This window comes from Microvirgula curvata (genome assembly GCF_054781615.1).
This window is the reverse complement of the sequence record NZ_BAAGUB010000003.1, coordinates 356,634-383,186: the sequence shown is the minus strand read 5'-3', so window position 1 is coordinate 383,186 and position 26,553 is coordinate 356,634. Positions and strand designations below refer to the sequence as shown.

The following is a 26,553-nucleotide window of genomic DNA, read 5'->3' as shown; positions in this document are numbered from 1 at the left end:
ATATCGATTGCTCATGCCGCTCTTCCGCTCCACGAAAATCGCCTGCACCTTCTACCGCCACGGCCTGGATGAACTGTTCTTTGCCCATCCGCGCCTGCGCCTGCTGAAATGGCTGTCACGACTGATGCCGCTGCCGCGCGACCTGTCCGCGCCGCTGCCGGTGCGGGTACGGCTGGCGCTGGAAAGCCTGGGGCCGATTTTCATCAAGTTCGGCCAGGTGCTGTCGACCCGCCGCGATCTGCTGCCGGCCGCCTATGCCGACGAGCTGGCCCGCCTGCAGGATCGCGTACCGCCGTTTGACGGCGCGATTTCGCGCCGGGTGATCGAGGCCAGCCTCGGCCAGCCGGTCGATGTGCTGTTCGCCCGTTTCGACGACGTGCCGGTCGCCAGTGCCTCGGTCGCCCAGGTCCACCGCGCCACGCTGCACGACGGGCGCGAAGTGGCGGTCAAGGTGCTGCGGCCGGACATCCTGCCGGTGATCGAGCAGGACCTGTCGCTGATGCGGATGCTGGCCGGCTGGGTCGAGCGGCTGTCGCGCGACGGCAAGCGGCTGCGGCCGCGCGAGGTCGTGGCCGAGTTCGATACCTATCTGCATGACGAACTCGATCTGATGCACGAGGCGGCCAATGCCAGCCAGTTGCGGCGCAATTTCACCGGCTCGGACATGCTGGTCGTGCCCGAGGTGTTCTGGGACTGGACCGCGCGCGATGTGCTGACCATGGAGTGGATGGACGGCATGCCGATCAGCCGGATCGACCTGCTGCGCGAGCGTGGCGTCGATCTCAAGCAGTTGTCGCGCTTTGGCGTCGAGATTTTCTTTACCCAGGTGTTCCGCGACGGTTTCTTCCATGCCGACATGCACCCGGGCAATATCTTCGTCGCCGATGACGGGCGCTATATCGCGCTGGACTTCGGCATCGTCGGTTCGCTGACCGAGTACGACAAGCACTATCTGGCAGTGAATTTTCTCGCCTTCTTCAATCGCGACTACCATCGCGTGGCGGCGGCGCACATCGAGTCCGGCTGGGTGCCTGCGGACACCCGGGTGGAGGCGCTGGAGGCGGCGGTGCGCACGGTGTGCGAGCCGATCTTCGAGCGGCCGCTGTCGCAGATCTCGTTCGGTCTGGTGCTGCTGCGCCTGTTCGAGACCAGCCGCCGCTTCAATGTCGAGATCCAGCCGCAACTGGTGCTGCTGCAGAAGACGCTGCTCAACATCGAGGGACTGGGGCGCCAGCTCGATCCCGACCTCGATCTGTGGGCAACCGCCAAGCCGTTCCTGGTGCGCTGGATGAACGAGCAGGTCGGCGTGCGCGGGCTGTGGAAGCAACTGAAGAAAGAGGCGCCGGCGTGGGCGACGCTGCTGCCGTCGATTCCGCGCAAGCTGGACGCCGCGCTGTCCGGCGATACCCAGCGTCTGCTGACCGACGGCTATCTGCTGCTGATGCGCGAACAGAAGAAGCAGAATGCCCTGCTGATCTGCCTGTCCGTCCTGGTGGCAGCACTGCTGGCGGTGATATTGCTCAGGCTGTAGGACAAAACCCTGTTGCGGAAGCGGTCTAAAACACGGGAAAATCCCGGCCGCCGACCGTGCGGCCCCCCGTCGCGGTCGATAGTTACTAAGTAGTACCGTCTCCGTCTTCCGACCGGCTCTCGCGGCCGGACCGGCCATCTACAATCCGGCTATATGCCCGCTTCGGAGCCCGTCATGCTGCAAGACCGCTTTGGACGCAGCATCGAATATGTCCGGCTATCGGTGACCGACCGCTGCGACCTTCGGTGCAGCTACTGTATCCCCAAAGGTTTCAAAGGGTTCGAGCAACCCGAACACTGGCTGACCTTCGACGAGATCGAACGGCTGGCGCGGTTGTTCGTTTCGCTCGGCACCCGCCGTATCCGCCTGACCGGCGGCGAGCCCTTGCTGCGTCATGGCATCGGCGAGCTGGCCGCAAGGCTGAAGTCCATCGACGGTCTGACCGATCTGTCGCTGTCGACCAATGCCACCCAGCTGGCCCGCCATGCGGCGCCGCTGAAGGCGGCCGGCCTCGACCGCATCAATGTCAGCCTCGACTCGCTGCGCCGCGACTGCGTGACCCAGGTCACCGGACGCGACAGCCTGCCGGCGGTGATGGCCGGTCTGATGGCCGCCAAGCAGGCCGGCCTCGCGCCGATCAAGCTCAATATGGTGGCGATGGATGGCGTCAACGATGCCGAAATCGAGGATATGGTGGCGTTTGCGATCGAGCACGGTTTCATCCTGCGCCTGATCGAAGCCATGCCGATGGGCGACACCGGCCGCAGCGCCCATTATCTGGACCTGCAACCGGTGCTCGGCCGGCTGGTTTCCCGCTTCGGCCTGGTGCCGCAGGTGGCGGAACTCGGCGGCGGGCCGGCACGCTACTGGTGTACGGCGGACGGTACTTTTACCCTCGGCGTGATTACGCCGATGTCACAGCACTTCTGTGCAACCTGTAACCGTGTCCGCCTGTCGGTCGACGGGACGCTCTACCTCTGTCTGGGGCAGGATGAGAAAGTCGAGTTTCGCCCGCTGCTTCGCGGCGGCGCCAGCGACGACGATCTGATTGCCGCCATCCGCCAGGGGATCGAGCTGAAGCCCGAACGGCACGAGTTTGACGGGAAACCGCAAAAACTCGTGCGCTTCATGTCGATGACCGGCGGTTGATTGGAGTATTGATGCAGCAAGGGCTCGATCGATTCCTGCAAGGCTTCCGCCGTTTCCAGGAAAACTATTTCGCGCCGAACGAAGCGCTGTTCGACGAACTCAAGTACGGACAGAACCCGGCCACCATGATCATCAGCTGTGCCGACAGCCGTGTCGACCCGATGATGCTGACCGGTTGCGAGCCGGGCGAACTGTTTGTCGTCCGCAATATCGCCAACCTGGTCCCGCCGTGTGAAGACCCGAGCCACGAGACCCACCACAGCGTGTCTGCCGCCCTCGAATACGCGGTCAACGTGCTCGGCATCGCACGCATCATCGTGCTCGGCCACGGCTGCTGCGGCGGCATCCGCGCACTGATGGACGGCATCACCGACAATCCGGGCAATGGCGGCTTCCTCGCCAAGTGGCTGTCGATCGCCGAGCCGGTCCGCGACTATGTGCACAGCCATTACGCCGAGTGCGACCCGGCGGCCCAGCTGGCGATCGCCGAGCGGCAGTCGATCCTGATCTCGCTCGACAACCTGATGTCCTATCCGTGGATCCGCGACCGGGTCGCGGCGCACACACTGAGCCTGCACGGCTGGTACTTCGACATTCGCGACGGTGCCCTGCACGGCTATGACCTGGACACGCGCCAGTTCATGCCGCTGGTCTGTCCGATCGAGAAGCGCTGAGCCTGCCGGGCGGCATGCCGGAGCGCCCCATGACATCGACCCCCGGGCTGGGCAGCGTACCGCTGTCCCGGCGCCTGACTTTCCGCATCGTGGCCATCCTCAGCGTGGTCATGTGCCTGGCGCTGGCCGCCATCGGCGCGACACTGCTGCTGTCCTGGCAACTGGAAGGCAGCGGTGCCGCCATCAATGACGCCGGCAGCCTGCGCATGCGCAGCTACCGGCTGGCATTCGAGCTGGAGAGCTACCGCCAGGGCCATCTGCCGCGTGCGGTGATCACCGGCCATATCGACGAATTCGACCATATCCTGGCGACCCTGCAGCGCGGCGACCGCAATCGCCCGCTGGCGGTGCCGAACGAAATCGGCATCCGCAACCAGCTGGTCGGCGTCAGTCTGTACTGGCGCGACCAGGTCCGGCCGGAGCTGCTGCGGGCGCTCGACATCAGCGGTGGCGCCGGCAGCCCGTTCTCGCAGGAGCACGGCACCCGGCTGGCCTCGCTGGTCGGCCAGATCGACCGCTTCGTCATGCAGCTGGAAATCGACAATGCGCGCAAGACCGAGTGGCTGCGGCTGTGCCAGGTTGCGCTGGGCCTGATGGCGATCGCCATGACCTGTGCCGTGATCTATCTGCTGTTCCTGATCGTCATCCGTCCGCTCGAGCAGCTGTCGTCGGCGATGCGCCGGCTGACGGTCGGTGATTATGCGGCCAAGGTCGCCATCGAGAGCGACGATGAGTTCGGCGAGGTGGCGCGCGGCTTCAACCGCATGGCGTCCAGTCTGGCCGGCGCGCACGCGACGCTGGAAGCGCGCGTGGCGGAAAAGACGGCGTCGCTGGAGCGGCGCAACCGCGAACTGTCGGCGATGTACGAAATGGCCGCGCTGCTGAACCGGGCCAGTACCGTGGACGAAATGACCGAGGGCTTCCTGCACCGGGTCATCGAAGTGGCCGGCGCCGACGGCGGCATCGTGCGTCTGGTCGACCCGGCGCACGACGTCATGCACATGGCGGCGCATCGCGGCGTTTCCAGCGGCATGACCCAGCGCGAGCGCTGCATTCACGTCAACTACTGTCTGTGCGGTGATGGCGCGCGCGGCGTGACCCGCATCGAGGCGCTGGACGGCAGCGTGCCGATTGCCAGCGGCTGTCACGACGAGGGCTACAACGTGGTGTCGGTGTTCCCGATCGGCAGCGGCGAGCCGTCGCTAGGGGTGTTCAACCTGTTCTTCCGTCGCGCGCACATCTTTACCCGCCAGGACATCCAGCTGTTCGAAGTGCTGGGGCAGCGGCTGGCGGTCGCGATCGAGAACCTGCGCCTGTCGACCAAGGCCCGCGAGCTGGCGGTGCTGGAAGAGCGCAACCTGTTCGCCCAGGGCCTGCACGACTCGATCGCCCAGGGCCTGTCCTACCTGAACCTGCAGGCGCAGATGCTGGAAGTCGCCATCAACGACCGTGAAGACGAGTCGACGCGCGAGGCGCTGACGGCGATTCGGGCCGGCGTGCAGGAAAGCTACGAGGACGTGCGCGAACTGCTGAACAACTTCCGCGCCCGGCTTGGCGCCGAGGATCTGGGCGACGCCATCGGCAATCTGCTCGACAAGTTCCGTCGCCAGACCGGGGTGGCGGTCGTGTTCCATCGCGAGGGATTCGGCGCGCCGCTGTCGCCGGACCAGCAGCTGCAGCTGCTGTTTATCGTCCAGGAAGCGCTGTCCAATATTCGCAAACATTCACAGGCGACGCACGTGGAAGTGAGACTGGAAGACGAAGCCCGGCTTATGCTGTCGATCCATGACGATGGCGTCGGCTTCGACCCGGCCATTCTCGATTCGTCGCCGGAAAACCACTATGGGTTGAATATCATGCGTGAACGCGCGCACCGGGCCGGCATGGAGCTGGCCATCCGGCCGGAGCCCGGGCGGGGAACCCGGCTGGAGCTCAAGCTGGCCGAAGAAAATCGCCAGGTGGCATGAACGTTCAACTCTGCTTGCAAGGACACAGAAAATGACCGCACCCATCCGGGTTCTGCTGATCGACGACCACACCCTGTTCCGCAGCGGCGTCAAGGCGCTGCTGTCGCGGCAGTCCGAATTCGAAGTGGTCGGCGAGGCGGCGGACGGTGCCGAGGGTGTCAAGCGGGCGCTGGCGCTGCAGCCGGATGTGGTGTTGCTTGACCTGAACATGCCGGGACTGTCCGGCATCGAGGCGCTGGGGCTGATACTGCAGGACCAGCCGGCGCTGGCGGTGGTCATGCTGACCGTGTCCGAGGACGCCGAGGATCTGACCGCCGCGTTGCAGAAGGGCGCTCGCGGTTATCTGCTGAAGAATATCGACGCCGAGTTCCTGAAGCGGGCCATTCTGCGCGCGGCGGCCGGCGAGTCGGTCATGAGCGAGGCGATGACCACCAAGCTGATGCAGCAGTTCCGTGCCGGCGACAAGCGACCGGCGGAAGCCGGTGAAAGCGGCCGGCTGACGCCGCGCGAACGCGAAATCCTCGGCCATCTCGCCTGTGGCGAGAGCAACAAGGAAATTGCGCGTGACCTCGATCTGGCCGAGAGCACGGTCAAGATCCATGTGCAGAACATTCTGAAGAAACTGAACCTGAGCAGCCGGGTGCAGGCAGCGGTGTACGCGGTCGAGCACGGGCTGGCCCCGCGCCATTCCTGAGCGCGGTTACAGCTCCAGCGGGTCGACGTCCACGCTCCAGCGCAGATGGCGGCCATACGGTTTTGCCAGCACCGGCGCCTGCGCCGTCAGTTCGGCCAGCATGCGGCGCAGCGGCCCGCGCTGTGCCGACTGCACCAGTACCTGGGCGCGTTCGCGCCCTTCCAGCCGCACCATCGAAGCCGTGATCGGGTCGTAGACGCACACACCGTCGATGGCCGGCAGCGCCGCGACCAGCGCGCCGAGGAAGGCGCGCGCGTCGGCCAGTTTTTCGCTGTCCGCCCGCACCACGAACTGGTGGCAGTACGGCGGCATGTCAGTCTGTTTCCGCTCGTCCAGCAGCGTGGCGGCAAAGCCCGGATAGTCATGCCGGCACAGCGCCTGGTACAGCGGGTGTTCCGGCAATTGCGTCTGCACCAGCACCGTGCCCGGCCGTTCGGCGCGACCGGCGCGGCCGGCCACCTGCATCAGCTGCGAGAACAGGGTTTCGCTGGCGCGGAAATCAGCGCTGTACAGGCCGCCGTCGGTATTCAGCGCCACCACCAGGCTCAGGGTCGGGAAGTCGTGGCCCTTGGCCAGCATCTGTGTGCCGACCAGCACATCGACCTCGCCATCGTGGATGGCCTGATAGACCTCGGCCCAGGCATCGCGGTGGCTGACGGTATCGCGGTCGATGCGGCGGATGCGCGCGCCGGGCAGCACGCGCGTCAGCGCGGCCTCGACCCGCTGCGTGCCCTGGCCCAGTGGCTTCAGATCGGGATTGCCGCAGTCGGGACAGGCGTGCGGAACCGGCTGGTGATGGCCGCAGTGATGGCAGCGCAACTGGCGCTCGCGCAGGTGCAGCACCAGTTTGGCACTGCATGACGGGCAGCCGGCGATCCAGCCGCAATCGGTGCAGGACAGCGCCGGCGAGTAGCCGCGCCGGTTCAGGTAGACCAGGCTGACCTCGCCCTTGTCGCGACAGCGGGCCAGGGCCTCGATCGCCGGCACGGACAGGCCGTCGTCGAGCGGCAGGCGGCGGATGTCGATCAGGTGGATGGCCGGCAGCGCGGCGCCGGTTGCCCGTTCGGCCAGTTCGACCCGGCCATAGCGGCCGGCATCGGCATGGCGCCAGCTTTCCAGACTCGGCGTGGCCGAGCCGAGCAGGATCGGCACCCCGGCGCGGTGGGCGCGCCAGATTGCCAGATCACGCGCCGAGTAGCGCAGGCCGTCCTGCTGCTTGAAGCTCGCGTCGTGCTCCTCGTCGACCACGATCAGGCCCAGTTCCGGCAGCGGGGCGAACACGCCGAGCCGGGTGCCGATCACCAGCCGGGCGCGGCCCTGCCAGGCGGCGACCCAGGCTTCGCTGCGCGCCCGTTCCGGCTGGCTGGAATTCAGGCAGGCAATGACCGTGTTCGGGAAACGGGCGCGGAAGCGCGATTCCAGTTGCGGCGTCAGATTGATTTCCGGCACCAGTACCAGTGCCTGGCGGCCGGCCGCCAGGGTTTCGGCGATCCGGCGCAGGTAGATTTCGGTCTTGCCGCTGCCGGTAATGCCGAACAGCAGCGTCGGCGAGAAGCCGTCGCGCGGCAACTGGTCCAGCGCCTGCTGCTGGGCGGGGGTCAGCGCCGGCAGCGGCCCGAGGGTCAGCGCGGCCGGCTGATCGTCGACTTCCTCGATCCAGCCGGCAGCCAGCCAGTCGTCGAGACGGCGGCCGGCATCGGCGGCAATGGCGCGGGCGCTGGAGCGGGCCAGTGGCGAGGCGGCCAGTGCCGCGTGCAGTTCGCACTGACGGGCGGCACGCCTGGGCGGCTGCCAGTCGCGGCCGGCCGGCGTCAGCCGGTACTGCGGGTCGCGGGCGGGGATGAACGGACGCGGCGCGCGCAGGGCCGGCGGCAGCGCGGTGAACAGGGCCGGTCCCGGCGCGCATGCATAGTAGTCGGCGGCGAAGCGCACCAGCGCCAGCCAGTCGTCGGGCAGCGGCGGCAGCATGTCTTCGATCGGCCGTGCCGGTTTCAGGTCGAACTCGCTGTGCGTGGCGTGGCCAAGCACGATGCCGACCATCTGCCTCGGGCCAAAACCGACGCTGACCCGGCTGCCGATGGCGAGCGGACCCGGCGCGGCATAGTCGAACGTCCGGTCCAGCGGCACGTCGAGCGCGACCCGGATTACCGTGTTGCTGCTGGCATCAGTCATGGCAAAACCGCGTGCTGGCTGGGTTTGCGGCTGCTATGCACAGCTGCTGTGGATAAGTCTGTGCGTAAGCAGGGAATGACGTGGGGCAAGTCCCGTCCAATGCGCCTCTCATTATTTTGCGTAAAATTTGTGCAACATTTAAAGTCTTTTTAAATCAGCAGGTTGACGTTCGTCACTTCCTGGCGGGCACGGCCGGAGGGCTGAACGGCGCGAGCGCAAGTTATACACAAAAAAGAAGCGCCGATTGCAATTGTCAATCTTTTTCTGCGCCGGGATTGCGGAAAAACGCGACGGAACCGGCAGGGCACGGTTCCGTCGCAGTGCCGCCCGCAGGCGGCGGGAATCAGCTGTGGTACGGGCGTGAAAGCCGGTGCACGGCGTCGACGAAGGCCGCGGCGTGCTCCGGCGGCACGGTCTGGCCGATACCGTGGCCGAGGTTCATCACATGACCGTTGCCCTGGCCGTAGCTGGCCAGGATGCGGGCGACTTCGGCCTCGATGGCGGCCGGGCGCGCATGCAGCGCGACCGGGTCGAAGTTGCCCTGCAGCGCGACACGGTCACCGGCGAGGCGACGGGCATCGGCCAGATCGGTGGTCCAGTCGAGGCCGACGGCATCGCAGCCGATATCGGCAATCGCGTCCAGCCACTGGCCGCCGCCCTTGGTGAAGACGATGACCGGCACCTTGCGGCCTTCCGACTCGCGGGTCAGGCCGGCGATCACGCGGCGCATGTAGGCGAGCGAGAATTCGCGGTAGGCGGCATGGCCGAGTGCGCCACCCCAGGTATCGAAGATCTGCACGGCCTGCGCGCCGGCGGCAATCTGCGCGTTCAGGTAGTCGGTCACGGTGTCGGCGGTGACGGCGAGCAGGTGATGCATCAGCTCGGGGCGGTCGTAGGCCAGCGTCTTGACGTGACGGAAGTCACTGGAGCCGCCGCCTTCGACCATATAGCAGGCCAGCGTCCACGGGCTACCGGAGAAGCCGATCAGCGGCACGCGGCCGTCCAGGGCACGGCGGATGCTCGATACCGCATCCAGCACATACTGCAGCTCGGCGCCGATGTCCGGGCGCGGCAGGGCGAGGATGGCGGCCTCGTCGCGCAGCGGGCGCTCGAAGCGCGGGCCTTCGCCCTCGGCGAAGTACAGGCCCAGGCCCATGGCATCCGGTACGGTGAGGATGTCGGAGAACAGGATCGCCGCGTCGAGCGGGAAACGTTCCAGCGGTTGCAGCGTGACCTCGGTCGCCAGGTCGGGCGCCTTGCACAGCGACAGGAAATCGCCGGCCCGGGCGCGGGTGGCACGGTATTCCGGCAGGTAGCGGCCGGCCTGGCGCATCATCCAGACCGGGGTGTATTCGACAGGCTGGCGCGCGAGCGCTCGCAGGAAAGTATCGTTTTTCAGCGGGGACATGGCGTAGACCGGGTGGGAAATGACGCGATTATACGGTGCCGCGCCGGTCCCTGCCCCCGGCACGGTCAATTCATCCGGCATTGCCGTTGCCGGCCACCGCCGGCGGGGTCAGCCGGTAGAACAGATTCGGCTCGCTGACCACGTAGATGGTCCGGTCCGGGCCGATGGCCATGCCCTCGGCCTGCGGCACCCGTGTGTGCGGGAACGGCGTGCTGCGCAGGTCGAGGTAGCTGACCGGCCGGCCGTCGCGGTCCAGCTCCATCAGCCGGTACGACTCGTCGCTGAGCAGCAGCAGGTGGTCGAGCCCGGGCACGAATTCGACGCTGGACAGGTCGGTTGCCGGCAGCGAGCCGTCGATCCAGGCGCTGAGATCGGTCAGACGCAGGGTCATGGCCGCCGGATCGGCGTCGTGCAGGCCGTCGATGCGGTACAGCTTGCTTGGCGAGTGTTCCTTGACCAGATACAGCTGGTCGCGTCCGGCGTCGTAGCCGACGCCCTCGAAGCCGGCATTGCTGCCGGGGAACAGGTCGAGCCGCAGCGACTTCGACTTGTCCATGTCGATCGGCCCCGGCTGCGCCGGCAGGGTCACGATATGCAGGGTGTTCTTCCGTTCCTGCAGCAGGGCGACCCGGTTGTTGCCGAGGTAGGCGACGCCTTCGATATCAGGCCCGTGCCGCAGCGGGTAGCGGCCGGTCGGTTCGCCGTTGCGGTCCAGCGTGTACAGCGTCGCCGGCCGGTTGACGACGGCGATCAGCCGGTCGTGGTCGGTGTCGAAGGCCAGCCCGGACAGGTTCTTGTCGATGCCGGGGACGACGCGGGCGTCGATATCCATCCGGTAGCCGGCCAGACCGAGCGCGCCGCCCTGGCGGTCGGACCGGTTCCACTGCGTATCGCGCGCGTCCTCGCCCGACATCCAGCGATACATCTGGCTGTCCAGCTTGTAGTAGCGCACGCCGATGTAGGCGAAGAACACCGCAGCGGTCAGCAGGGCGGTGGCGAGCAGGCTGTAGCCGGCCAGGCGAAGGGCGAAGGGGCGCATGAACGGGGCCGTGGAAAGGGACGACGATCATTGGTGCAAACGGCGGCTTTGACCAGTTAAATTTTATCGTGCCGCCGCGCGCTTACGCCGCTTTCTGCTTTCGCCGGCCGCCCAGCTTGCCGGCGACCCAGGCACCGAGGCTGTCCAGGTAGAAGTAGACCACCGGTACCACGATCAGTGTCAGCAGGGTCGAGGTCACCATGCCGCCGATCACCGCATGCGCCATCGGCGCGCGCACTTCGCTGCCGGCGTCGACCGCCAGTGCCAGCGGCAGCATGCCGAAGATCATGGCGAAACTGGTCATCAGGATCGGGCGCAGCCGAACCCGGCCGGCCTCGCGGATCGCCGCGACCTTGTCCATGCCCTCGCGGCGCGCATGATTGATGAAGTCGACCAGCAGGATGCCGTTCTTGGCTGCCAGCCCCATCAGCATGATGACGCCGATGACCGAGAACATGTTCAGCGTGCTGCGCCACAGCAGCAGGGCGATGAACACGCCGACAAAGGCCAGTGGCAGCGACATCATGATCGCGACCGGCTGCAGGAAGCTGCGGAATTGCGCGCACAGGATCATGTAGATGAAGATCACGCCGATGGCCAGCGCCTGCAGTGCATAGCCGAACGAGTCGGCCATGTCCTGCTGGGTGCCGCCGAAGTCGGTGTAATAACCGGCCGGCAGCCGGGTATCGGCCAGGATGGTCTGGATGGCCGAGTAGGCGGCCTGCGCATCGCCGCCGATGATGTTGGCGGTTACCGTGACCTCGCGCGCCTGGTCGTAGCGTTCCACCCGCTGCGGCGTGGTGCCCGGGACCCGCGTCGCCACCGCCGACAGCGGCACCATGTGGGCATTGCCGTCGTCGCTGCGCCGGGTGGCGGCGACGGTCAGGGTGTCGAGCAGCGCGGTATCGCGGCGGGCTTCGGGGATCTGCACCCGGACATCGTAGTTTTCTCCGTCCGGCGCCTCCCAGGTGGTGGCAACCTGACCGGAGAACAGCACGGCCAGTGTATTGCCGATGCGGGCCGGATCGATACCGAGCGTCGAAGCCGCCTGGCGGTCGACCTGATAGTTGTACGACGGGTTGCGGTCCTGGACGCTGCTTTCGACGTCAGTCACGTTCGGCACGGCGGCAATCCGTTCGGCCAGGTGGCCGGCCACGCGTTCGAGCACGCTGAAGTCGCCGCCGCGCACGCCGATGCGCACCGGCTTCTGCCCGCCGCCCGGCCCGCCTTCCTCGGCCACGTTCTCCAGCTGGACGCCACCGATCTGCTGCACATCGGCGCGGACCAGCGGGAACAGGTCGAAGATCGAGCGCTTGCGCTCGTGTTTCGGCGAGGTGTACACGCGCAGCGTGGCCTGGTTGCGCCCCTCGCCGAAGCCACCGCCGACATTGATATAGACGTCGCGCACTTCCGGGTACTTGCGCAGCCGGGTCTCGATGTCGCGCGCCTTGGCCTCGGTGTATTCGAGCGTGGCGCCCGGTGCGGTCTTGATGCTGATGCTGAAGCGGTCGTTGTCGCTCTTCGGCACGAATTCGGCACCGATCACCGGCACCAGCAGGAAGCTGCCGACCAGCAGTGCCAGTGCGGCGGCCAGTGTGGTCTTGCGGTGCTCCAGCGACCAGCCGATGGCGGCGCCATAGCGGGCGGACAGCCGGTCGAGCGAGTTCTCGAACCAGTCCAGCATGCGGCCGATGATGCCGCCGCGATGCTTGTCGCCATGATGATGCGGATCGGGCCAGACCGACGACAGCATCGGGTCGAGGGTGAAGCTGACGAACAGCGAGATCATTACCGCCACGGCGACGGTCAGGCCGAACTGCTGGAAGAACTTGCCGATGATGCCGCTCATGAAACCGACCGGCAGGAACACGGCGACCACGGTCAGCGTGGTGGCCAGCACCGCCAGGCCGATTTCCTCGGTACCTTCCAGCGCGGCGCGGTAGTGATCCTTGCCCATATTGGCGTGGCGGACGATGTTCTCGCGCACGACGATGGCGTCGTCGATCAGCAGGCCGATCGACAGCGACAGTGCCATCAGCGTCATGACGTTGAGGGTGAAGCCGGAGACGGCGACGGCGAACAGCGTGCCGATCAGCGAGATCGGCAGCGTCAGGCCGGTAATCACCGTGCTGCGCCAGGAGCCGAGGAACAGCCAGACGATGATCACGGTCAGGATCGCGCCCTCGATCAGCGTCGAGCGCACATTGGCCAGCGAGCGGCGCACCTGCTCGGCGGTGTTCGACAGCACCTTGATCTCGGTGCCGGGCGGCAGTTGCGGACGGAGCGCGGTCAGGGCCTTGTTGACGCCGTCCGCCGTGGCGACCACATTGGCGCCGCGCGCGGCGGTCAGTTCGATCGACAGCGCGCGCTTGCCGTTGATCAGCGCCAGATTCTGGTAGTCGGCCGAGCCGTCGCGCACGGTGGCGACATCGCCGAGGGTGATGGCGCGGCCATTGCGGCTGGTGATGATCACGCGGTTGAAATCGTCGACCTGGCGCAGCTTGCCGTCGAGACGCACGCTGACGTCCTGGCCACGTTCGGTGACCCGGCCGGCCGGGACATCCTTGTTGTCGCCGGCCAGCGCGTCGACTACGTCACTGGCGGCCAGACCGAAGGTACGCAGCCGGTCCGGATCGATGTCGATGCGGATCTCGCGCTTGATCTGGCCGATCACGTTGACCGAACCGACGCCGATGACCTGCTGCAGCCGCTTCTTGATCAGCTGGTCGGCCAGCGTTGACAGCGTGGTGGCGTCGGCACTGGTCGACGAGACGGCCAGCGTCATGACCGGATTGTCGTTCGGATCGACCTGGCTGACCGTCGGCGGGTCGATCTCGCGGCGAAAGCGCCCGGCGATGCTCGACACCTTGTCGCGCACGTCCTGCAGCGCGGTGACCGGGTCGACCGACAGTTCGAACTCCACCACCACCGTCGAGCTGCCCTCGAACGAGTACGAGCGGATGTGCTTGACCCCGCTGACGGTGTTGACCACCTCCTCGATCGGCCGGGTGACTTCACTTTCGACCACCGTCGGCGACGCGCCGGTGTAGACCGTGCTGATGACCGCGATCGGGAAGCGGATGTCGGGAAACTCCTCGACCGACAGCCGGTTGTAGGCGAACAGACCGAGCACGGTGATGGCCAGCATCACCATGGCGGCCAGATAGGGATTGCGGATGCTGACGCGGGTCAACCACATGGCGGGCGCTCGGCAAGAAAGGGGGAAGGGACCACTAGCGGATCAGGGCGACGGTATCGCCCGGCCTGACGCCGAGCACGTGGTCGTAGATGGCGACCGCATTGGCCGGCAGGCCGCTGACGGCAGCCAGCCCGTCGATGGTGTCGATCAGGCCGATTGTTACCGGCCGCTTGACCGCGCGCTTGCCCTCCAGCGTCATCACCCATGGCGCCTTGCCGTCGCGGTCACGAATGGCGGTCAGCGGCAGGATGGCGGTGGCGTCGGCCGAGGCGATCACCAGCCGTCCGCGCGCATACTGGCCCGGATAGATGCGGCCGTCGCGGTTGTCGACGGCGATGAATACCGTATAGCTGCGGGTGCCGCTGTCGGCGACCGGGTTGATGCGGGTGACGCGGCCATCGAAGCGCAGCCCGCTGTCCAGCGTCAGCGACGCGCGCTGGCCGAGGCGGATGCGCTCGATATCGCGCGCCGGCACGCTGGCGGCGACTTCGAGATCGCGCAGCGCGGCCAGGCCGAACAGCTCGCCGTTTTTCGGCAGGGTCTGGCCGACCTCGGCGCTGCGCTTGTAGATCACGCCGTCGAACGGCGCAACGATGCGGCTGTCGGCCAGCGACTTGCGCGCACGGGCCAGAATGCTTTCCTGTGCGGCGAGCTGGGTGGCGTTGACGCGGTAATCGCTCTCGAACTCATCGAGTGCGTTCGGAGAAATGAAACCCTGTGCCGCCAGTTCGCGCTGGCGCTGGAGTTTCTTGCGCGCCAGGTCGAGCCGGGCGCGGTTGGCGGCCAGTTGTGCGGTCTTTTCGTCCAGTTCCAGGCTGGCGGTACGCGGGTCGATCTCGGCCAGCAACTGGCCCTTCTTCACCGCCTCGCCTTCGCGGACATGGATCGCGGTGACCGTGCCCTCCAGCTCGGCGGCCAGGGTGGTCTGCATGCGGGCGCTGATCGGGCCGGTAACCGGCACGGCATCGTCGACCCGGCCGGACTGGGCGCGGCGGACATCGACGGCCGACAGGGTCAGTGCCGGTCGGGCCGCGGGTCTGGCATCGGGGGCCTTTTGCCCGCAGGCGGTCAGCGCGAGGGCCAGCGCCAGAACGGCGGACAGTCGTGTGGTGTGCGGACGCGAAATCATGTCGGGGGGATCAGTTCAGGTTTTTCCAGTAGGCGGCAAGACCGGACAGCAGCATCTCGATCGATACCGCGATCAGCACCAGGCCCATCAGCCGCTCCAGTGCGGTGATGACCGGCTTGCCGAGCCGGCGCTGCAACTGGCCGGCGAACAGGAACACGACATAGGTGACGGCAATGCTGATGGCGACGGCGAGCGACCACTCCAGCATGCGCGACGGATCGTTGGTCGCCATCAGCATGACCGTGGCCATGGCCGACGGCCCGGCGATCAGCGGAATGGCGATCGGGACGATGAACGGCTCGCTGTCGCCGTCGGTGCGGCCGAACAGGCTGCCGGACGGCGACGGGAAAATCATGCGCAGCGCGATCAGGAACAGCACCACACCGCCGGCGATCTTCAGCGACTCGTCGGTCAGGTGCAGCACGCGCAGGAACGGTTTGCCGAAAAACAGGAACAGCAACAGCACGACAAAGGCGATGCCGCACTCGCGGGCGATGATGCGGTGGCGTCGCGCCGGCGACACCCGCTCCAGCGCGGCCAGAAACAGCGGGATGTTGCCGAGCGGATCGGTGATCAGGATCAGCAGGATGGTGGCGGAGACGAAAGTGGGTTCCACGGCGCGGCAGGACGGTGACGAAGGGCTGATTATGACATCGACCGCCGTTGTCCGCGCCGTGTTGCTTGTTACAGGCCCTTGATCTTGTCCAGCTCGGCCGGGGTGTACTTCAGCTCGGTGGACTTGGTCAGGTCGGTCATCAGCGTGTCGCGCAGTTCGCGCGCCTGGTCCAGCGCGTACAGGGCGGTGCCGTTGCCGAGTCGTTGCGCATAGTTGATCGCCAGCTCGCGGTTCTGGCCGTACAGCGATTTCAGCATCGCGTCGGTCGCGGGCTGGGCGGCGCGCAGGTTGGCCTCCAGCCGGTCGCGCCAGCCGGTGATCAGCGGGCGGTACTTGCCCGGATTGGCATTGGCCAGCGACGACACACTGCGGAAGGTCCACCAGGCCGAATGCGAGTCGAAGTCGTCATTGCCCTGACGGAACACCTGCGGCGTGCTCTGCATGGCGCCGAGGTAGAACGGCAGGAACACGGCATCGCGGACATTGCCCATCGACTGCCACGACAGCACCTGCAGTTCCTTCGGCATGTCCGGCCGGACCTGGATGATGTGCGCCTCGACGTTGCGGTCGACGGCGATCGGGCGCTGGGTGCTGCCGGCCGCCGGCTTGCGCTTGTCCAGCGGCGTGCCGGCATAGTCGGCAGTGCGCAGGATGGAGGCCACGGTCGCGACGTCGATCTTGCGGTCGGCGCGGGTATAGAACGGATACTGGGCCTGACGCACCGGCTGTTTGCTCGACGGCGTCAGCCGCGATTGCACCAGCCATTCGCGGTCGACGTTATAGCTGTCGCCGATCTTGCCGAACGCTTTCGCGAAGTTGAAGCGCTGCGGGTCGACCCGGTCCAGCAGCTTGTGTTCGCTGACGAAGGCCGCCAGCCCCGGGCTGGCCAGCACGTTGCGGCTGTCGCCGAGGTCGACATCGTGGACGCGCATGCCATTGGCGATGGTCAGATAGCCGTCGTCCGGCACGCGGACGGCAATCCACTGGTGGCCGCCGCCGATCTCGAACAGCCAGGCCTCGCTGGCGTCGGCGATTTCGATACCGTTGGTTTCGCCGGCGCCGAGCGTTTCGACATAGCGGCCGAGCAGGGCGACCGCCTCGCGGGCGCTGCGCGCCTGCGGCAGGATCAGGTCGGGCAGGATGGCCTCGACCACGCCGCCGCCATCGGCGACCAGCGGTGCGGCTTTGGCCGCGCGCTCATTCTGTTCGGTGCTGTTGGTGGCGGACAGCACCACGCCGGCTTCGTTGCTGCCGAATTCGCTCCACTGGCCGCCGGCGCCGAACTGGGCACCGTTCCAGTCGCGCATCGCGGTATAGCGCTGCGATACGGCCGGCGCCGGCACGCGCACGCCATTGTCGAACGACAGCATGTCGCCGGCCTTGTGCTCGACCCGGGGCACCACCACGAAGTGCTTGGCGTGGTTGTTGAAGGTGTAGTCCTCGAGGCGGGCGACGAGGATGGAGCCGTCGGCCGTCGCGTTCTTGCCGGCGATGATGGTAGTGCAGGCCAGCGTGGCCTGCGCGAGACCGGCAAGCGCCAGTGCGGTGACGACAACGGTGCAGCTGAAACGGCGAACGGACATGGGGCGGCTCCTGATGCGGATCGATGGAAACGATCCTCATCGTCGACCACCCCGGGGGCAGAAGCAATGTCAGGCTTTGCTGATATTGATGCAGGACATGCTGCATGGGGGGGCGCTCAGGCCGGCCGGTTGCTGCCCGAGATCATGCGGAATTCGAACAGCCGGCAGTCGAGCGCGCCATTGCGCAGCGGCGTGCGCCGGGACGGCGACAGCCGGATCATCTTCGCCAGTCGCAGGTCGGCGGTCAGCAGATAGGCGGTCCAGCCGGCCATTTCGCGCTTCAGCCAGTGGCCGAGTTGCGGATAGAGCAGGGCCAGCCGGTCCATTTCATCCAGCCGCACGCCATACGGCGGATTGCTGACGATGACGCCGCCGGCGGCCGGTGCATGGCTGTCGAGGAAATCGCCGTCGCTGAGCGTGATGCAGTCGTCGAGCTGGATATGGGCCAGGTTCTGCCGGGCGGCGGCCAGTGCGGCCGGGTCGCGGTCGATGCCGAACAGCGGCAGCGGCCGGGCCTGCTTTTCGCGGGCGATGGCGGCATCGGTGATCTGCTGCCAGGCGGCCGGGCGGAAGCCGGACAGTTTTTCGAAGGCGAAGTGGCGGCAGGCGCCCGGCGCCCAGTCCAGTGCAATCATCGCCGCTTCGACCAGGAAGGTGCCGCTGCCGCACATCGGATCGAGCAGCGGGACGTCCGGGGTCCAGCCGGTCAGGCGCAGAATGCCGGCGGCCAGGTTCTCGCGCAGCGGGGCGTCACCGGTGGCGATGCGCCAGCCGCGCTTGAACAGCGGCTCGCCGGAGGTGTCCAGGTACAGCGCAGCGTCAGAGCCGGACAGGAAGACGTGGATGCGCATGTCCGGCGTGTGGGTGTCCACACTCGGCCGCTCGCCGCCGCGTTCGCGGAACACGTCACAGACGGCGTCCTTGATGGTCAGCGACACGAAGTCGATGCTCTTGACCGGGCTTTTCACCGCATCGGTCTTGACCTTGATGGTGCGCGACACGTCGAAGTACTGCGGCCAGTCGACCTGGCGCGCCAGCTGGTACAGGTCGCGTTCGTCACGGTAGCGGCCGCCACCGACGCGCCACAGCACGCGGCTGGCGATGCGCGAGTGCAGGTTGACCGTCATCATGGTGTCGAAACTGCCGCTGAAACCGACTCCGCCGTCGGTCGGCGCGACATCCTGCGCGCCCAGCGCGACCAGTTCGTCGGAGAGCACGGCCTCGAGCCCGCGCGGGCAAGGGGCGAAAAAGCGGTCGAGATGCATGACGGGAAAACCTTTCGGACATGAAAAAACGGCGCGAGATCGCACCGTTGACGGATTGTAGACTAAAGCCCCGCGGGCAGGGACTTAGCGTCGGTCTGCGCCGGCGTACAGCACGAAGATCGCCGGGCGCTTCTTGAACTCGGCGGCGATCGCCGGCCACTCGGCCGCGCGGCGGCTGACGATGGTCTGCGTCGGCAGCGTCAGATCGCAGGCGACCGTCAGCTGTGTTGCCGGCGCCAGTGTCGCCAGCAACGCGTCGATCAGCTGCGGGTTGCGGTACGGCGTCTCGATGAAGATTTCGGCGCTGTCGGCTTCGCGCGAGTGTTTCTCCAGCGCGCGGATCGCCGCCAGCCGTTCGGCCTCGCCGACCGGCAGATAGCCGTGAAAGGCGAAACGCTGACCCTGGCTGCCGGACGCCATCAGCGACAGCAGGATCGACGACGGGCCGACCAGCGGTTCGACGGTGTGGCCGCGGGCATGGGCGAGCCGGACCAGGTTCGCGCCCGGGTCGGCGACGGCCGGGCAGCCGGCCTCGGACAGCAGGCCGACGTCATGGCCGGCTTCCAGCGGTGCAATCAGCCGCTCCAGCGCGTCAGCCGGGGTGTGTTCGTTCAGCTCGTCCAGTGCCAGCGCCTGCAGTGGCGTGTCGAGTTCAAGCTGCTTCAGGTGCTTGCGCGCGGTCTTGGCCGCTTCGACCACGAAACGGGTCAGGTGGCGGATGCGCTCGCGCTGGGCCGGAATCACCCAGTTTTCCACCGGCAGGTCGCCAAGCGGGGTCGGAATCAGGAATAGCGTCGCCATCGTTACAGAACCTCGACACCTTCGTTCTTCAGCAGGGTGACCAGCGCGAACAGCGGCAGGCCGACCAGGGCGTTCGGGTCGGTCGACTCGATGCGCTCGATCAGGGCGCCGCCGAGCGCCTCGCTCATGCAGCCGCCGGCGCAATGGACCGCTTCCGGCTCGTGCGCCAGATAGGCGGCAATCTGGGCGTCGCTGGCGTCGCGCATGCGTACGGTCGTGATGTCGACCTGTTCCTGCACCCGGCCGCTGGCAGTGTTGATCAGCGACAGCGCGGTATGAAAGGTCAGCGCCCGGCCCCGGGTCTGCTTCAGCATGTCGACCGCATGGGCGACGGTACCCGGCTTGCCGAGCTGGCGACCGTCGAGCAGCGCGACCTGGTCCGAACCGATGATCAGTGCGTCCGGACAGGCGGCGCGCAGCGATTCGGCCTTCTGCCGTGCCAGCCGGCAGGCGGTCGCCACGGCGGTTTCGCCGGGCAGCGGCGTCTCGTCGCAATCGGGCGCGATGGCCTCGAACGGCAGACCGAGACGGGACAGGATCTCGCGGCGAAAACGCGAGGTGGAGGCAAGAACCAAACGCATGAATCGACGTCGTTTTCTTTTGACAGGGGAAGAGGTGGATAATATCATTCGCCGTTTATGTCTCAACCCATTTTGATCAATAGCCTCGACTTCGCCCGTGAACGGCGCGAAATCAGCACCCGCGATATCGCGGTGGCGGATCTGCCGCGTCTGGCCGATGCGCTGGCGAGCCGTGACGGCGTGCTGTCGTGGTCGGTGTCCGGTCATGTCGACCGGCTGCATCGCCCGACCTTGCGTCTGAAAGTCAGCGGAGACGTGATGCTGGCCTGCCAGCGTTGCCTGGAACCGCTGCCGCACCGGATCGACGCCGATACGCTGATTACCCAGTTTACCGACGAAGAACGGCTCGAAGCTGCTTGCGACGAGGATGAAGACCTCGACGGCATTCTGGCCGAGGAAGAACTCGACGTGCTGGCATTGATCGAAGATGAAGTTTTGCTGGGCTTGCCGCTCGCACCGCGCCACGACGACTGCCGTCCCGACGCGATCGAGAAGGCCAAGGCCGACAAACCCAACCCGTTTGCGGTGCTTGCTGCGCTGAAGCGCAAGCCCGACTGAACCCGAATCGAAGGAGTCACCATGGCTGTCCAACAGAACAAAAAATCCCCGTCCAAGCGCGGCATGCATCGCGCCCACGATTTCCTGACCGCGCCGAACACCGCGATCGAACCGTCGACCGGCGAAGTGCACCTGCGTCACCACATCAGCCCGAACGGCTTCTACCGTGGTCGCAAAGTGGTGAAGACCAAGGGCGAGTGATTCGCCCCGTGCGTCACGCCGGCTCCGCCGGTTCGTGGCGCCCGAGCTTCCTGACCGTGCGTTGCGCAGTCAGGATTGCAGACAGGAATGCGGCGCTTTCGCCGCATTCCCGTTTCCGTGCCGCGGAGGCGAACTCCGGCACCGCCTTTATGCCAGCGTTATGCCGGCAAGCCGGGTCGTGATGCCGCACGGCTTCAACTTTTCCCGGAACAGCATGACTCTCACCGTAGCTGTCGACGCGATGGGGGGGGACGTCGGGGTCGGCGTGACCGTACCCGCTTCGCTCGCCTTTCTTGACCGCCATCCCGACGTCAAGCTCATCCTGGTCGGACTCCCCGACCTTATCGAATCCGAACTGAAACGCCTTGGCCGAGCGCCGGGTGAGCAGTTGACCATCCATCCCGCCACGGAAGTGGTCGGCATGGACGATTCGCCGCAATCCGCGCTGAAGAACAAGAAAGACTCGTCGATGCGGGTCGCCATCAACCTGGTCAAGGACGGGGTTGCCCAGGCGATCGTGTCGGCCGGCAATACCGGTGCCCTGATGGCCACCGCGCGTTTCGTCCTGAAAACCATCCCCGGCATTGATCGTCCGGCCATCGCCAAGATGCTGCCGTCGATGAACGGCACCACCTGCGTGCTGGACCTTGGCGCCAACGTCGACTGCACGCCGGAACAGCTGCTGCAGTTCGGCATCATGGGTGCGATGCTGGTCGAAGGCGTGATGAAGAAGCCGAATCCGACCGTCGGGCTGCTGAATATCGGCTCGGAAGAGATCAAGGGCAGCGACAACGTCAAACAGGCGGCGGAGCTGCTGCGACATTCCGGCCTCAACTTCGTCGGCAACGTCGAAGGCAACGATATCTATCACGGCAGTGTCGATGTGGTGGTGACCGACGGCTTTACCGGCAATGTCGCCCTGAAAACTTCCGAAGGACTCGCCCACATGGTGGCGACCTTCCTGAAGGAGGAATTCACCCGCAATCTGCTGACCCGCTTGTGTGCACTGGCCGCATTGCCGGTGCTCAACCGCTTCAAGAAACGGGTAGACTCCCGCCGATACAACGGGGCGAGCCTGGTCGGTTTGCGCGGCATTGTGGTCAAGAGCCACGGCGGGACCGACAGCCTCGGTTTTCGCTGCGCGCTGGAACAGGCGATCGACGAGGTGCGTGCCGACGTCGTGCGCCACACCAGCGAGCACGTGGGGCAGCAACTGGCCAGAATCGACGCTGCGGCGGCGGCCAGCCCCAAAATCTGAACAAGACGGAGAAACCCATTCTCATGCGCTACGCCCGGATTCTCGGCACTGGCGGCTACCTGCCCGATACGGTATTGACCAATGCCGATCTCGCCGCCCGCGTCGACACTACTGACGAGTGGATCGTCTCCCGTACCGGCATTCGTGAACGGCATCTGATCGCCCCGGAACAGGCCACCAGTGACCTGGCGCTGGAAGCGTCGCGTCGCGCGATTGCGTCGGCCGGCATCGAGGCGTCCGAACTGGACATGATCATTGTCGCTACCACCACGCCGGACATGATTTTCCCCGGCACGGCGGTGATCCTGCAGGAAAAGCTTGGTCTGCCGGGTATCCCGGCGTTCGACGTGCAGGCCGTGTGCGCCGGCTTCATGTTCGCGTTCGCCACTGCGAATGCGTACATCCGTGCCGGCATGGCGCGCAAGGTGCTGGTGGTTGGCGCCGAGGCGATGACCCGGCTGCTCGACTGGAGCGATCGCCGCACCTGTGTGCTGTTCGGTGACGGTGCCGGTGCCGTGGTGCTTGGTGCCTCCGACGAGGCCGGTGTGCTGGCGACCCGTCTGCATTCCGATGGCCGCTACAAGGACATCCTGAAAGTGCCGGCGCATCCGGAGCAGGGGGCCCTGATCGGCAATGCCTACGTGCACATGGATGGCCAGGCAGTGTTCAAGTTCGCCGTCAAGGCGCTGTCCGAACTGGCGGTGCAGACGCTGGCCGAGGCCGGCAAGGCCAAGGAAGACCTCGACTGGCTGGTGCCGCACCAGGCCAACCTGCGCATCATCGAGTCCACCGCCAAACACTTGCACATGAGCATGGACAAGGTCGTGGTCACGCTGCCGGGGCAGGCGAACACGTCGGCCGCTTCGGTGCCGCTGGCACTGGACACGGCGATCCGTGACGGCCGCATCCAGCGCGGCCAGCTGCTGCTGCTGGAAGGCATCGGCGGCGGCTTTGCCTGGGGCTCGGCCCTGGTGCAGTACTGAGCATCGGGTGACGTCATCCCGATGACCATTCCCCGCCCGACGGCGCCGGAAGCCATGCGCTTCGGCGCCGTCGGGCGTTTGGGGGAAGTCCGTTCAAGCGTACGTTTGCATCCTGTTGCCGACGTGCGGCGGATGATCCCCGCCAATCTGCTGATTTTGCAATGAGGAGACCCGTCATGGCCTTCGCGTTTGTCTTTCCCGGACAGGGCTCGCAGAGCCTGAAAATGATGGACGGTTTTGCCGGCCATCCCGTTGTGCGCGCCACTTTCGACGAGGCGGGCGATGCGCTCGGACTCGATCTGTGGGCGATGCTGCAGGCCGAATCGGCCGAAGCGATCAACCAGACCGTCAATACCCAGCCACTGATGCTGGCGGCCGGTGTCGCCATCTGGCGCGCCTGGCTGGCCGCAGGTGGTCCGCGTCCGGCAGCCGTGGCCGGGCACAGCCTTGGCGAATACTCGGCGCTGGTCGCCGCCGGCAGTCTGGCCTTTGCCGACGCGGTGCGCCTGGTGCGTCTGCGCGCCGAAGCCATGCAGGGCGCCGTGCCGGAAGGCAGTGGCGCCATGGCGGCCATTCTCGGCCTGGATGACGCTGACGTGGTGGCGGCCTGCGCGGAGGCCGCACAGGGGCAGGTGGTCGAGGCGGTCAACTTCAACTCGCCGGGCCAGCTGGTGATCGCCGGCGACAAGGCGGCAGTCGAGCGCGCCTGCGCCGCGTGCAAGGACAAGGGCGCGAAGCGCGCGCTGCTGCTGCCGGTATCGGTGCCGTCGCACTGTGCGCTGATGGCGCCGGCCGCAGAGCGGCTGGCCGCGGCGCTGGCCGACATCGCCATCGCGGCGCCGGCAATCCGCGTGCTGCACAATGTCGACGTCGCCAGCCATGACGACGCCGACGGCATCCGCACCGCACTGACTCTTCAGCTGTACAAGCCGGTGCGCTGGACCGATACCGTGCGCGCACTGGCCGAAGCCGGTCTGGTGCTGCAGGCCGAGTGCGGTCCGGGCAAGGTGCTGACCGGTCTGGGCAAGCGCATCGATGCACGGGTGAAGACGCTGGCGCTGACTGACGGCGCCGCGCTGGACGCCGCCCTGGCCGAACTGGCCTGATCCCCGATATTCCTCATGGAGACGAATGACATGACGCTGCAAGGCAAAATTGCGCTGGTGACCGGTGCATCGCGCGGCATTGGCGCCGCCATCGCCGACACCCTGGCCCGTCAGGGCGCCATCGTGGTGGGGACCGCCACTTCCGAGTCCGGCGCGGCGGCGATCAGCGAGCGGCTGCAGGCGATCGGCCAGGGCCAGGGCTACGAGTTCAACAGCAATCAGGGCGGCGAAGCCGTCGACCGTCTGATCAAATTTGTTGAAGAAACGTATGGACCTCTGACGATTCTCGTCAATAATGCCGGGATTACGCGTGACCAGTTGCTGATGCGGATGAAGGACGACGACTGGGACGCGATCATGGACACCAACCTGAAGTCGGTTTACCGGCTCTCGAAAGCGGTGCTCAGGGGTATGATGAAGGCCCGCTGGGGCCGCATCATCAGCATCGCCTCGGTGGTGGGCTCGATGGGCAATGCCGGCCAGTGCAACTATGCGGCGGCCAAGGCGGCGATCATGGGCTTCTCGAAGTCGCTGGCGCGCGAAGTCGGCAGCCGCGGCATCACGGTCAACTGCGTGGCCCCGGGCTTTATCGAGACCGACATGACCCGCGACCTGCCGCAGGCACAGCGTGAAGCGCTCGAGCAGCAGATCGCGCTGGGGCGCCTTGGCGGCGTGCAGGACATTGCCGATGCAGTCGAATTTCTGGCGTCGGACCGGGCCGGATACATCACCGGTCAGACGCTTCATGTGAACGGCGGAATGCTGATGCCGTAAGGCAATTGGCAGGATTTTGTCGAAATGGGTACCAGATCCCGGATGTTGTACTGAAGTTGTCGGAAGATGACAACATTTGACCTCTGTTGATTTAGGTATTTTGCTCTAAATTTTTTTTGGTAGAATGGCGCGGTTTTTGTTTACCACCCGCTCCGAAAGGCATAGGTAAGACCAAATGGAAAACATCGAACAGCGTGTCAAGAAAATCGTCGCTGAACAACTCGGCGTTAACGAAGCCGAAGTGAAGAACGATTCCTCGTTCGTTGACGATCTGGGCGCTGACTCGCTCGACACGGTGGAACTGGTGATGGCACTCGAAGAAGAATTCGAATGCGAGATCCCGGACGAAGACGCCGAAAAGATCACGACGGTTCAGCAAGCCATCGATTACGTGTCGGCACACCTGCCCAAGTAATTTGGCTTGATCCTGGAGACCTCTGCCGCGGATTGTCCGTCTGTGCAGGGGTCTTTTGCAGTTGGGGATCTGCAAACGGTCGTTTGACGGCGTGGCGACACGGCGCCGTCGGCGGCCGGCAGGCCGGAAAACGTTTCCGGGCTGCTGCGGGTGCGCGGGCCTGTGCCTGCGCCCGGCATTCCTCTATTCAAGGAGTTCATCTTGGCTCGACGCAGAGTAGTCATCACCGGTCTGGGACATGTCAGTCCGCTCGGTAACGACGTCGCGACCGGCTGGGCCAACCTCGTGGCCGGCCGTTCGGGCATCACCCGCATCACGCGCTTCGACGCCAGCGACATGGCATGCCAGATCGCCGGCGAGGTGAAGGATTTCAACATCAGCGACTACATCACGCCGAAAGACGCGCGCCGCATGGATGTGTTCATCCATTACGGCATTGCCGCCGCTTTCCAGGCTGTTGCTGATGCCGGAATTGAAGACATCCCGGACCTCGACCGCACGCGCGTCGGGGTCAATATCGGTTCCGGCATCGGCGGCCTGCCGCTGATCGAGGAAACCGGTGTCGCACTGATGGAAGGCGGTCCGCGCAAGATCGGCCCGTTCTTCATTCCCGGCTCGCTGGTCAACCTGATTGCCGGCCACGTGTCGATCATCAAGGGTTTCCAGGGACCGTCGTACGGCATCGTCTCCGCCTGCACGACCGGCGCTCACTGCATCGGTGATGCCTCGCGGTTGATCCAGTACGGCGACGCCGACATCATGGTGGCCGGTGGTGCCGAAGGGGCGATCACGCGTCTGGGCATCGGCGGCTTCGCCGCCATGAAGGCGCTGTCGACCCGCAACGACGACCCGGCGACCGCCTCGCGGCCGTGGGATACCGGCCGTGACGGTTTCGTCATGGGCGAGGGCGCCGGTGTCATCGTGCTGGAAGAGTACGAGCACGCAGTGCGCCGCGGTGCAAAGATCTATGCCGAGCTGAAGGGCTTCGGCATGAGCTCGGACGCGCATCACATCACCGCGCCGAGCGCCGAGGGCCCGGCCCGTGGCGTGAAGAACGCGCTGAAAGATGCCGGCCTGAACCCGGACGAAGTCGATTACGTGAACGCGCACGGCACGTCGACCCCGCTGGGGGATGCCAATGAAACCGAGGCGCTGAAGCTGGCGTTCGGCGATCACGCAAGCAAACTGGCCGTCAACTCGACCAAGTCGATGACCGGCCACCTGCTGGGTGGCGCCGGTGGCGTCGAGGCGGTGTATTCGATCCTGGCGCTGCATAACCAGATCGCCCCGCCGACCATCAACCTGTTCGAGCAGGATTACGAACACGGCTGCGACCTCGACTACGTGCCCAATGTCGCGCGCGACATGAAGATCGACGTGGCGATTTCGAACTCGTTCGGCTTTGGCGGCACCAACGGCACGCTGGTCTTCGGCAAAGTCTGACCGACGG

The 26,553-nt window shown here is 66.1% G+C and carries 24 protein-coding genes; 14 read left to right on the top strand and 10 right to left on the bottom strand.

Annotated elements, in window-relative coordinates; translation table 11 throughout:
- Positions 1-13: 13 nt before the first annotated feature.
- The 5 genes from ubiB (at position 14) to ACYVG8_RS02000 (ending at position 6,015) form a co-directional block, all read left to right on the top strand.
- Entirely contained in the window at positions 14-1,531 is a 1,518-nt protein-coding gene (gene ubiB / locus ACYVG8_RS02020) for a ubiquinone biosynthesis regulatory protein kinase UbiB (RefSeq protein ID WP_107889304.1), read from the top strand.
- Positions 1,532-1,705: 174 nt separating this feature from the next.
- Positions 1,706-2,680: a GTP 3',8-cyclase MoaA gene (moaA, locus tag ACYVG8_RS02015; protein ID WP_028500106.1), complete on the top strand. Its 975-nt coding sequence runs from the start codon at positions 1,706-1,708 to the stop codon at positions 2,678-2,680.
- A gap of 11 nt (positions 2,681-2,691) precedes the next feature.
- Positions 2,692-3,354, top strand: a complete 663-nt coding sequence (locus tag ACYVG8_RS02010) for a carbonic anhydrase (protein ID WP_028500105.1) — start codon at positions 2,692-2,694, stop codon at positions 3,352-3,354.
- A gap of 29 nt (positions 3,355-3,383) precedes the next feature.
- On the top strand, positions 3,384-5,321 hold the full coding sequence (locus ACYVG8_RS02005) for a type IV pili methyl-accepting chemotaxis transducer N-terminal domain-containing protein (protein WP_460744948.1): 1,938 nt from the start codon (positions 3,384-3,386) through the stop codon (positions 5,319-5,321).
- A 31-nt stretch (positions 5,322-5,352) separates the two neighbouring features.
- Positions 5,353-6,015: a response regulator gene (locus ACYVG8_RS02000; RefSeq protein WP_028500103.1), complete on the top strand. Its 663-nt coding sequence runs from the start codon at positions 5,353-5,355 to the stop codon at positions 6,013-6,015.
- 6 nt (positions 6,016-6,021) lie between these two features.
- On the opposite strand, the gene ACYVG8_RS01995 is transcribed toward ACYVG8_RS02000, so the two are convergent.
- From ACYVG8_RS01995 to ACYVG8_RS01950, 10 genes are all read right to left on the bottom strand, one after another.
- Positions 6,022-8,187: a primosomal protein N' gene (locus tag ACYVG8_RS01995; protein ID WP_112692187.1), complete on the bottom strand. Its 2,166-nt coding sequence runs from the start codon at positions 8,185-8,187 to the stop codon at positions 6,022-6,024.
- A gap of 343 nt (positions 8,188-8,530) precedes the next feature.
- Positions 8,531-9,595, bottom strand: a complete 1,065-nt coding sequence (hemE, locus tag ACYVG8_RS01990; RefSeq protein ID WP_028500101.1) for a uroporphyrinogen decarboxylase — start codon at positions 9,593-9,595, stop codon at positions 8,531-8,533.
- Between the two features lie 70 nt (positions 9,596-9,665).
- Entirely contained in the window at positions 9,666-10,634 is a 969-nt protein-coding gene (locus ACYVG8_RS01985; RefSeq protein ID WP_460744947.1) for an SdiA-regulated domain-containing protein, read from the bottom strand.
- 82 nt (positions 10,635-10,716) lie between these two features.
- The gene (locus ACYVG8_RS01980) at positions 10,717-13,833 is read right to left on the bottom strand and encodes an efflux RND transporter permease subunit (protein WP_460744946.1); all 3,117 of its coding nucleotides are present in this window, start codon (positions 13,831-13,833) and stop codon (positions 10,717-10,719) included.
- 34 nt (positions 13,834-13,867) lie between these two features.
- Positions 13,868-14,962, bottom strand: coding sequence for an efflux RND transporter periplasmic adaptor subunit (locus ACYVG8_RS01975; RefSeq protein ID WP_051529011.1), 1,095 nt, complete (start codon positions 14,960-14,962; stop codon positions 13,868-13,870).
- A gap of 10 nt (positions 14,963-14,972) precedes the next feature.
- Positions 14,973-15,578: a MarC family protein gene (locus ACYVG8_RS01970; protein ID WP_028500099.1), complete on the bottom strand. Its 606-nt coding sequence runs from the start codon at positions 15,576-15,578 to the stop codon at positions 14,973-14,975.
- Between the two features lie 68 nt (positions 15,579-15,646).
- Entirely contained in the window at positions 15,647-17,161 is a 1,515-nt protein-coding gene (locus ACYVG8_RS01965; protein ID WP_028500098.1) for a C69 family dipeptidase, read from the bottom strand.
- Positions 17,162-17,277: 116 nt separating this feature from the next.
- Positions 17,278-18,426 carry a THUMP domain-containing class I SAM-dependent RNA methyltransferase gene (locus ACYVG8_RS01960; protein WP_028500097.1) on the bottom strand — a complete coding sequence of 383 codons (1,149 nt, stop codon included), beginning with the start codon at positions 18,424-18,426 and terminating at the stop codon, positions 17,278-17,280.
- 84 nt (positions 18,427-18,510) lie between these two features.
- Entirely contained in the window at positions 18,511-19,227 is a 717-nt protein-coding gene (locus tag ACYVG8_RS01955; RefSeq protein ID WP_028500096.1) for an SAM-dependent methyltransferase, read from the bottom strand.
- A 2-nt stretch (positions 19,228-19,229) separates the two neighbouring features.
- Positions 19,230-19,808, bottom strand: a complete 579-nt coding sequence (locus ACYVG8_RS01950; protein ID WP_460744945.1) for a Maf family protein — start codon at positions 19,806-19,808, stop codon at positions 19,230-19,232.
- A 57-nt stretch (positions 19,809-19,865) separates the two neighbouring features.
- Between ACYVG8_RS01950 and ACYVG8_RS01945 the strand changes: the two genes are divergently transcribed.
- The 9 genes from ACYVG8_RS01945 to fabF all read left to right on the top strand — a co-directional run bounded on the left by ACYVG8_RS01945 (position 19,866) and on the right by fabF (position 26,546).
- On the top strand, positions 19,866-20,366 hold the full coding sequence (locus tag ACYVG8_RS01945; protein ID WP_028500094.1) for a YceD family protein: 501 nt from the start codon (positions 19,866-19,868) through the stop codon (positions 20,364-20,366).
- Between the two features lie 21 nt (positions 20,367-20,387).
- Positions 20,388-20,567: a 50S ribosomal protein L32 gene (rpmF, locus tag ACYVG8_RS01940; protein WP_028500093.1), complete on the top strand. Its 180-nt coding sequence runs from the start codon at positions 20,388-20,390 to the stop codon at positions 20,565-20,567.
- Positions 20,568-20,781: 214 nt separating this feature from the next.
- Positions 20,782-21,825: a phosphate acyltransferase PlsX gene (plsX, locus tag ACYVG8_RS01935; protein WP_028500092.1), complete on the top strand. Its 1,044-nt coding sequence runs from the start codon at positions 20,782-20,784 to the stop codon at positions 21,823-21,825.
- A gap of 23 nt (positions 21,826-21,848) precedes the next feature.
- A complete protein-coding gene (locus tag ACYVG8_RS01930) occupies positions 21,849-22,808 on the top strand; it encodes a beta-ketoacyl-ACP synthase III (protein ID WP_028500091.1) in 960 nt (319 codons plus the stop codon).
- Between the two features lie 21 nt (positions 22,809-22,829).
- The gene (locus ACYVG8_RS01925; protein WP_159075988.1) at positions 22,830-22,973 is read left to right on the top strand and encodes a hypothetical protein; all 144 of its coding nucleotides are present in this window, start codon (positions 22,830-22,832) and stop codon (positions 22,971-22,973) included.
- A gap of 11 nt (positions 22,974-22,984) precedes the next feature.
- Entirely contained in the window at positions 22,985-23,914 is a 930-nt protein-coding gene (fabD, locus tag ACYVG8_RS01920) for an ACP S-malonyltransferase (protein ID WP_460744944.1), read from the top strand.
- A 15-nt stretch (positions 23,915-23,929) separates the two neighbouring features.
- Entirely contained in the window at positions 23,930-24,688 is a 759-nt protein-coding gene (gene fabG / locus ACYVG8_RS01915; protein WP_028500089.1) for a 3-oxoacyl-ACP reductase FabG, read from the top strand.
- A gap of 175 nt (positions 24,689-24,863) precedes the next feature.
- Complete coding sequence (gene acpP, locus ACYVG8_RS01910) at positions 24,864-25,103, top strand: acyl carrier protein (RefSeq protein WP_028500088.1); 240 nt, start codon at positions 24,864-24,866, stop codon at positions 25,101-25,103.
- A gap of 201 nt (positions 25,104-25,304) precedes the next feature.
- A complete protein-coding gene (gene fabF / locus ACYVG8_RS01905; RefSeq protein WP_028500087.1) occupies positions 25,305-26,546 on the top strand; it encodes a beta-ketoacyl-ACP synthase II in 1,242 nt (413 codons plus the stop codon).
- Positions 26,547-26,553 lie beyond the last annotated feature (7 nt).

Coding starts and splice junctions, on each gene's coding strand:
- ACYVG8_RS01965 (WP_028500098.1), bottom strand. CDS start 17,161: ATGTCCGTTCGCCGTTTCAGCTGCACCGTTGTCGTCACCGCACTGGCG.
- rpmF (WP_028500093.1), top strand. CDS start 20,388: ATGGCTGTCCAACAGAACAAAAAATCCCCGTCCAAGCGCGGCATGCAT.
- ACYVG8_RS01925 (WP_159075988.1), top strand. CDS start 22,830: ATGACCATTCCCCGCCCGACGGCGCCGGAAGCCATGCGCTTCGGCGCC.
- ACYVG8_RS02005 (WP_460744948.1), top strand. CDS start 3,384: ATGACATCGACCCCCGGGCTGGGCAGCGTACCGCTGTCCCGGCGCCTG.
- plsX (WP_028500092.1), top strand. CDS start 20,782: ATGACTCTCACCGTAGCTGTCGACGCGATGGGGGGGGACGTCGGGGTC.
- ACYVG8_RS01930 (WP_028500091.1), top strand. CDS start 21,849: ATGCGCTACGCCCGGATTCTCGGCACTGGCGGCTACCTGCCCGATACG.
- ACYVG8_RS01960 (WP_028500097.1), bottom strand. CDS start 18,426: ATGCATCTCGACCGCTTTTTCGCCCCTTGCCCGCGCGGGCTCGAGGCC.
- ACYVG8_RS01950 (WP_460744945.1), bottom strand. CDS start 19,808: ATGCGTTTGGTTCTTGCCTCCACCTCGCGTTTTCGCCGCGAGATCCTG.
- moaA (WP_028500106.1), top strand. CDS start 1,706: ATGCTGCAAGACCGCTTTGGACGCAGCATCGAATATGTCCGGCTATCG.
- ACYVG8_RS01995 (WP_112692187.1), bottom strand. CDS start 8,187: ATGACTGATGCCAGCAGCAACACGGTAATCCGGGTCGCGCTCGACGTG.
- fabG (WP_028500089.1), top strand. CDS start 23,930: ATGGAGACGAATGACATGACGCTGCAAGGCAAAATTGCGCTGGTGACC.
- ACYVG8_RS02010 (WP_028500105.1), top strand. CDS start 2,692: ATGCAGCAAGGGCTCGATCGATTCCTGCAAGGCTTCCGCCGTTTCCAG.
- ACYVG8_RS01945 (WP_028500094.1), top strand. CDS start 19,866: ATGTCTCAACCCATTTTGATCAATAGCCTCGACTTCGCCCGTGAACGG.
- hemE (WP_028500101.1), bottom strand. CDS start 9,595: ATGTCCCCGCTGAAAAACGATACTTTCCTGCGAGCGCTCGCGCGCCAG.
- ACYVG8_RS01975 (WP_051529011.1), bottom strand. CDS start 14,962: ATGATTTCGCGTCCGCACACCACACGACTGTCCGCCGTTCTGGCGCTG.
- fabD (WP_460744944.1), top strand. CDS start 22,985: ATGGCCTTCGCGTTTGTCTTTCCCGGACAGGGCTCGCAGAGCCTGAAA.
- ACYVG8_RS02000 (WP_028500103.1), top strand. CDS start 5,353: ATGACCGCACCCATCCGGGTTCTGCTGATCGACGACCACACCCTGTTC.
- ACYVG8_RS01980 (WP_460744946.1), bottom strand. CDS start 13,833: ATGTGGTTGACCCGCGTCAGCATCCGCAATCCCTATCTGGCCGCCATG.
- ACYVG8_RS01985 (WP_460744947.1), bottom strand. CDS start 10,634: ATGCGCCCCTTCGCCCTTCGCCTGGCCGGCTACAGCCTGCTCGCCACC.
- acpP (WP_028500088.1), top strand. CDS start 24,864: ATGGAAAACATCGAACAGCGTGTCAAGAAAATCGTCGCTGAACAACTC.
- ACYVG8_RS01955 (WP_028500096.1), bottom strand. CDS start 19,227: ATGGCGACGCTATTCCTGATTCCGACCCCGCTTGGCGACCTGCCGGTG.
- ubiB (WP_107889304.1), top strand. CDS start 14: ATGCCGCTCTTCCGCTCCACGAAAATCGCCTGCACCTTCTACCGCCAC.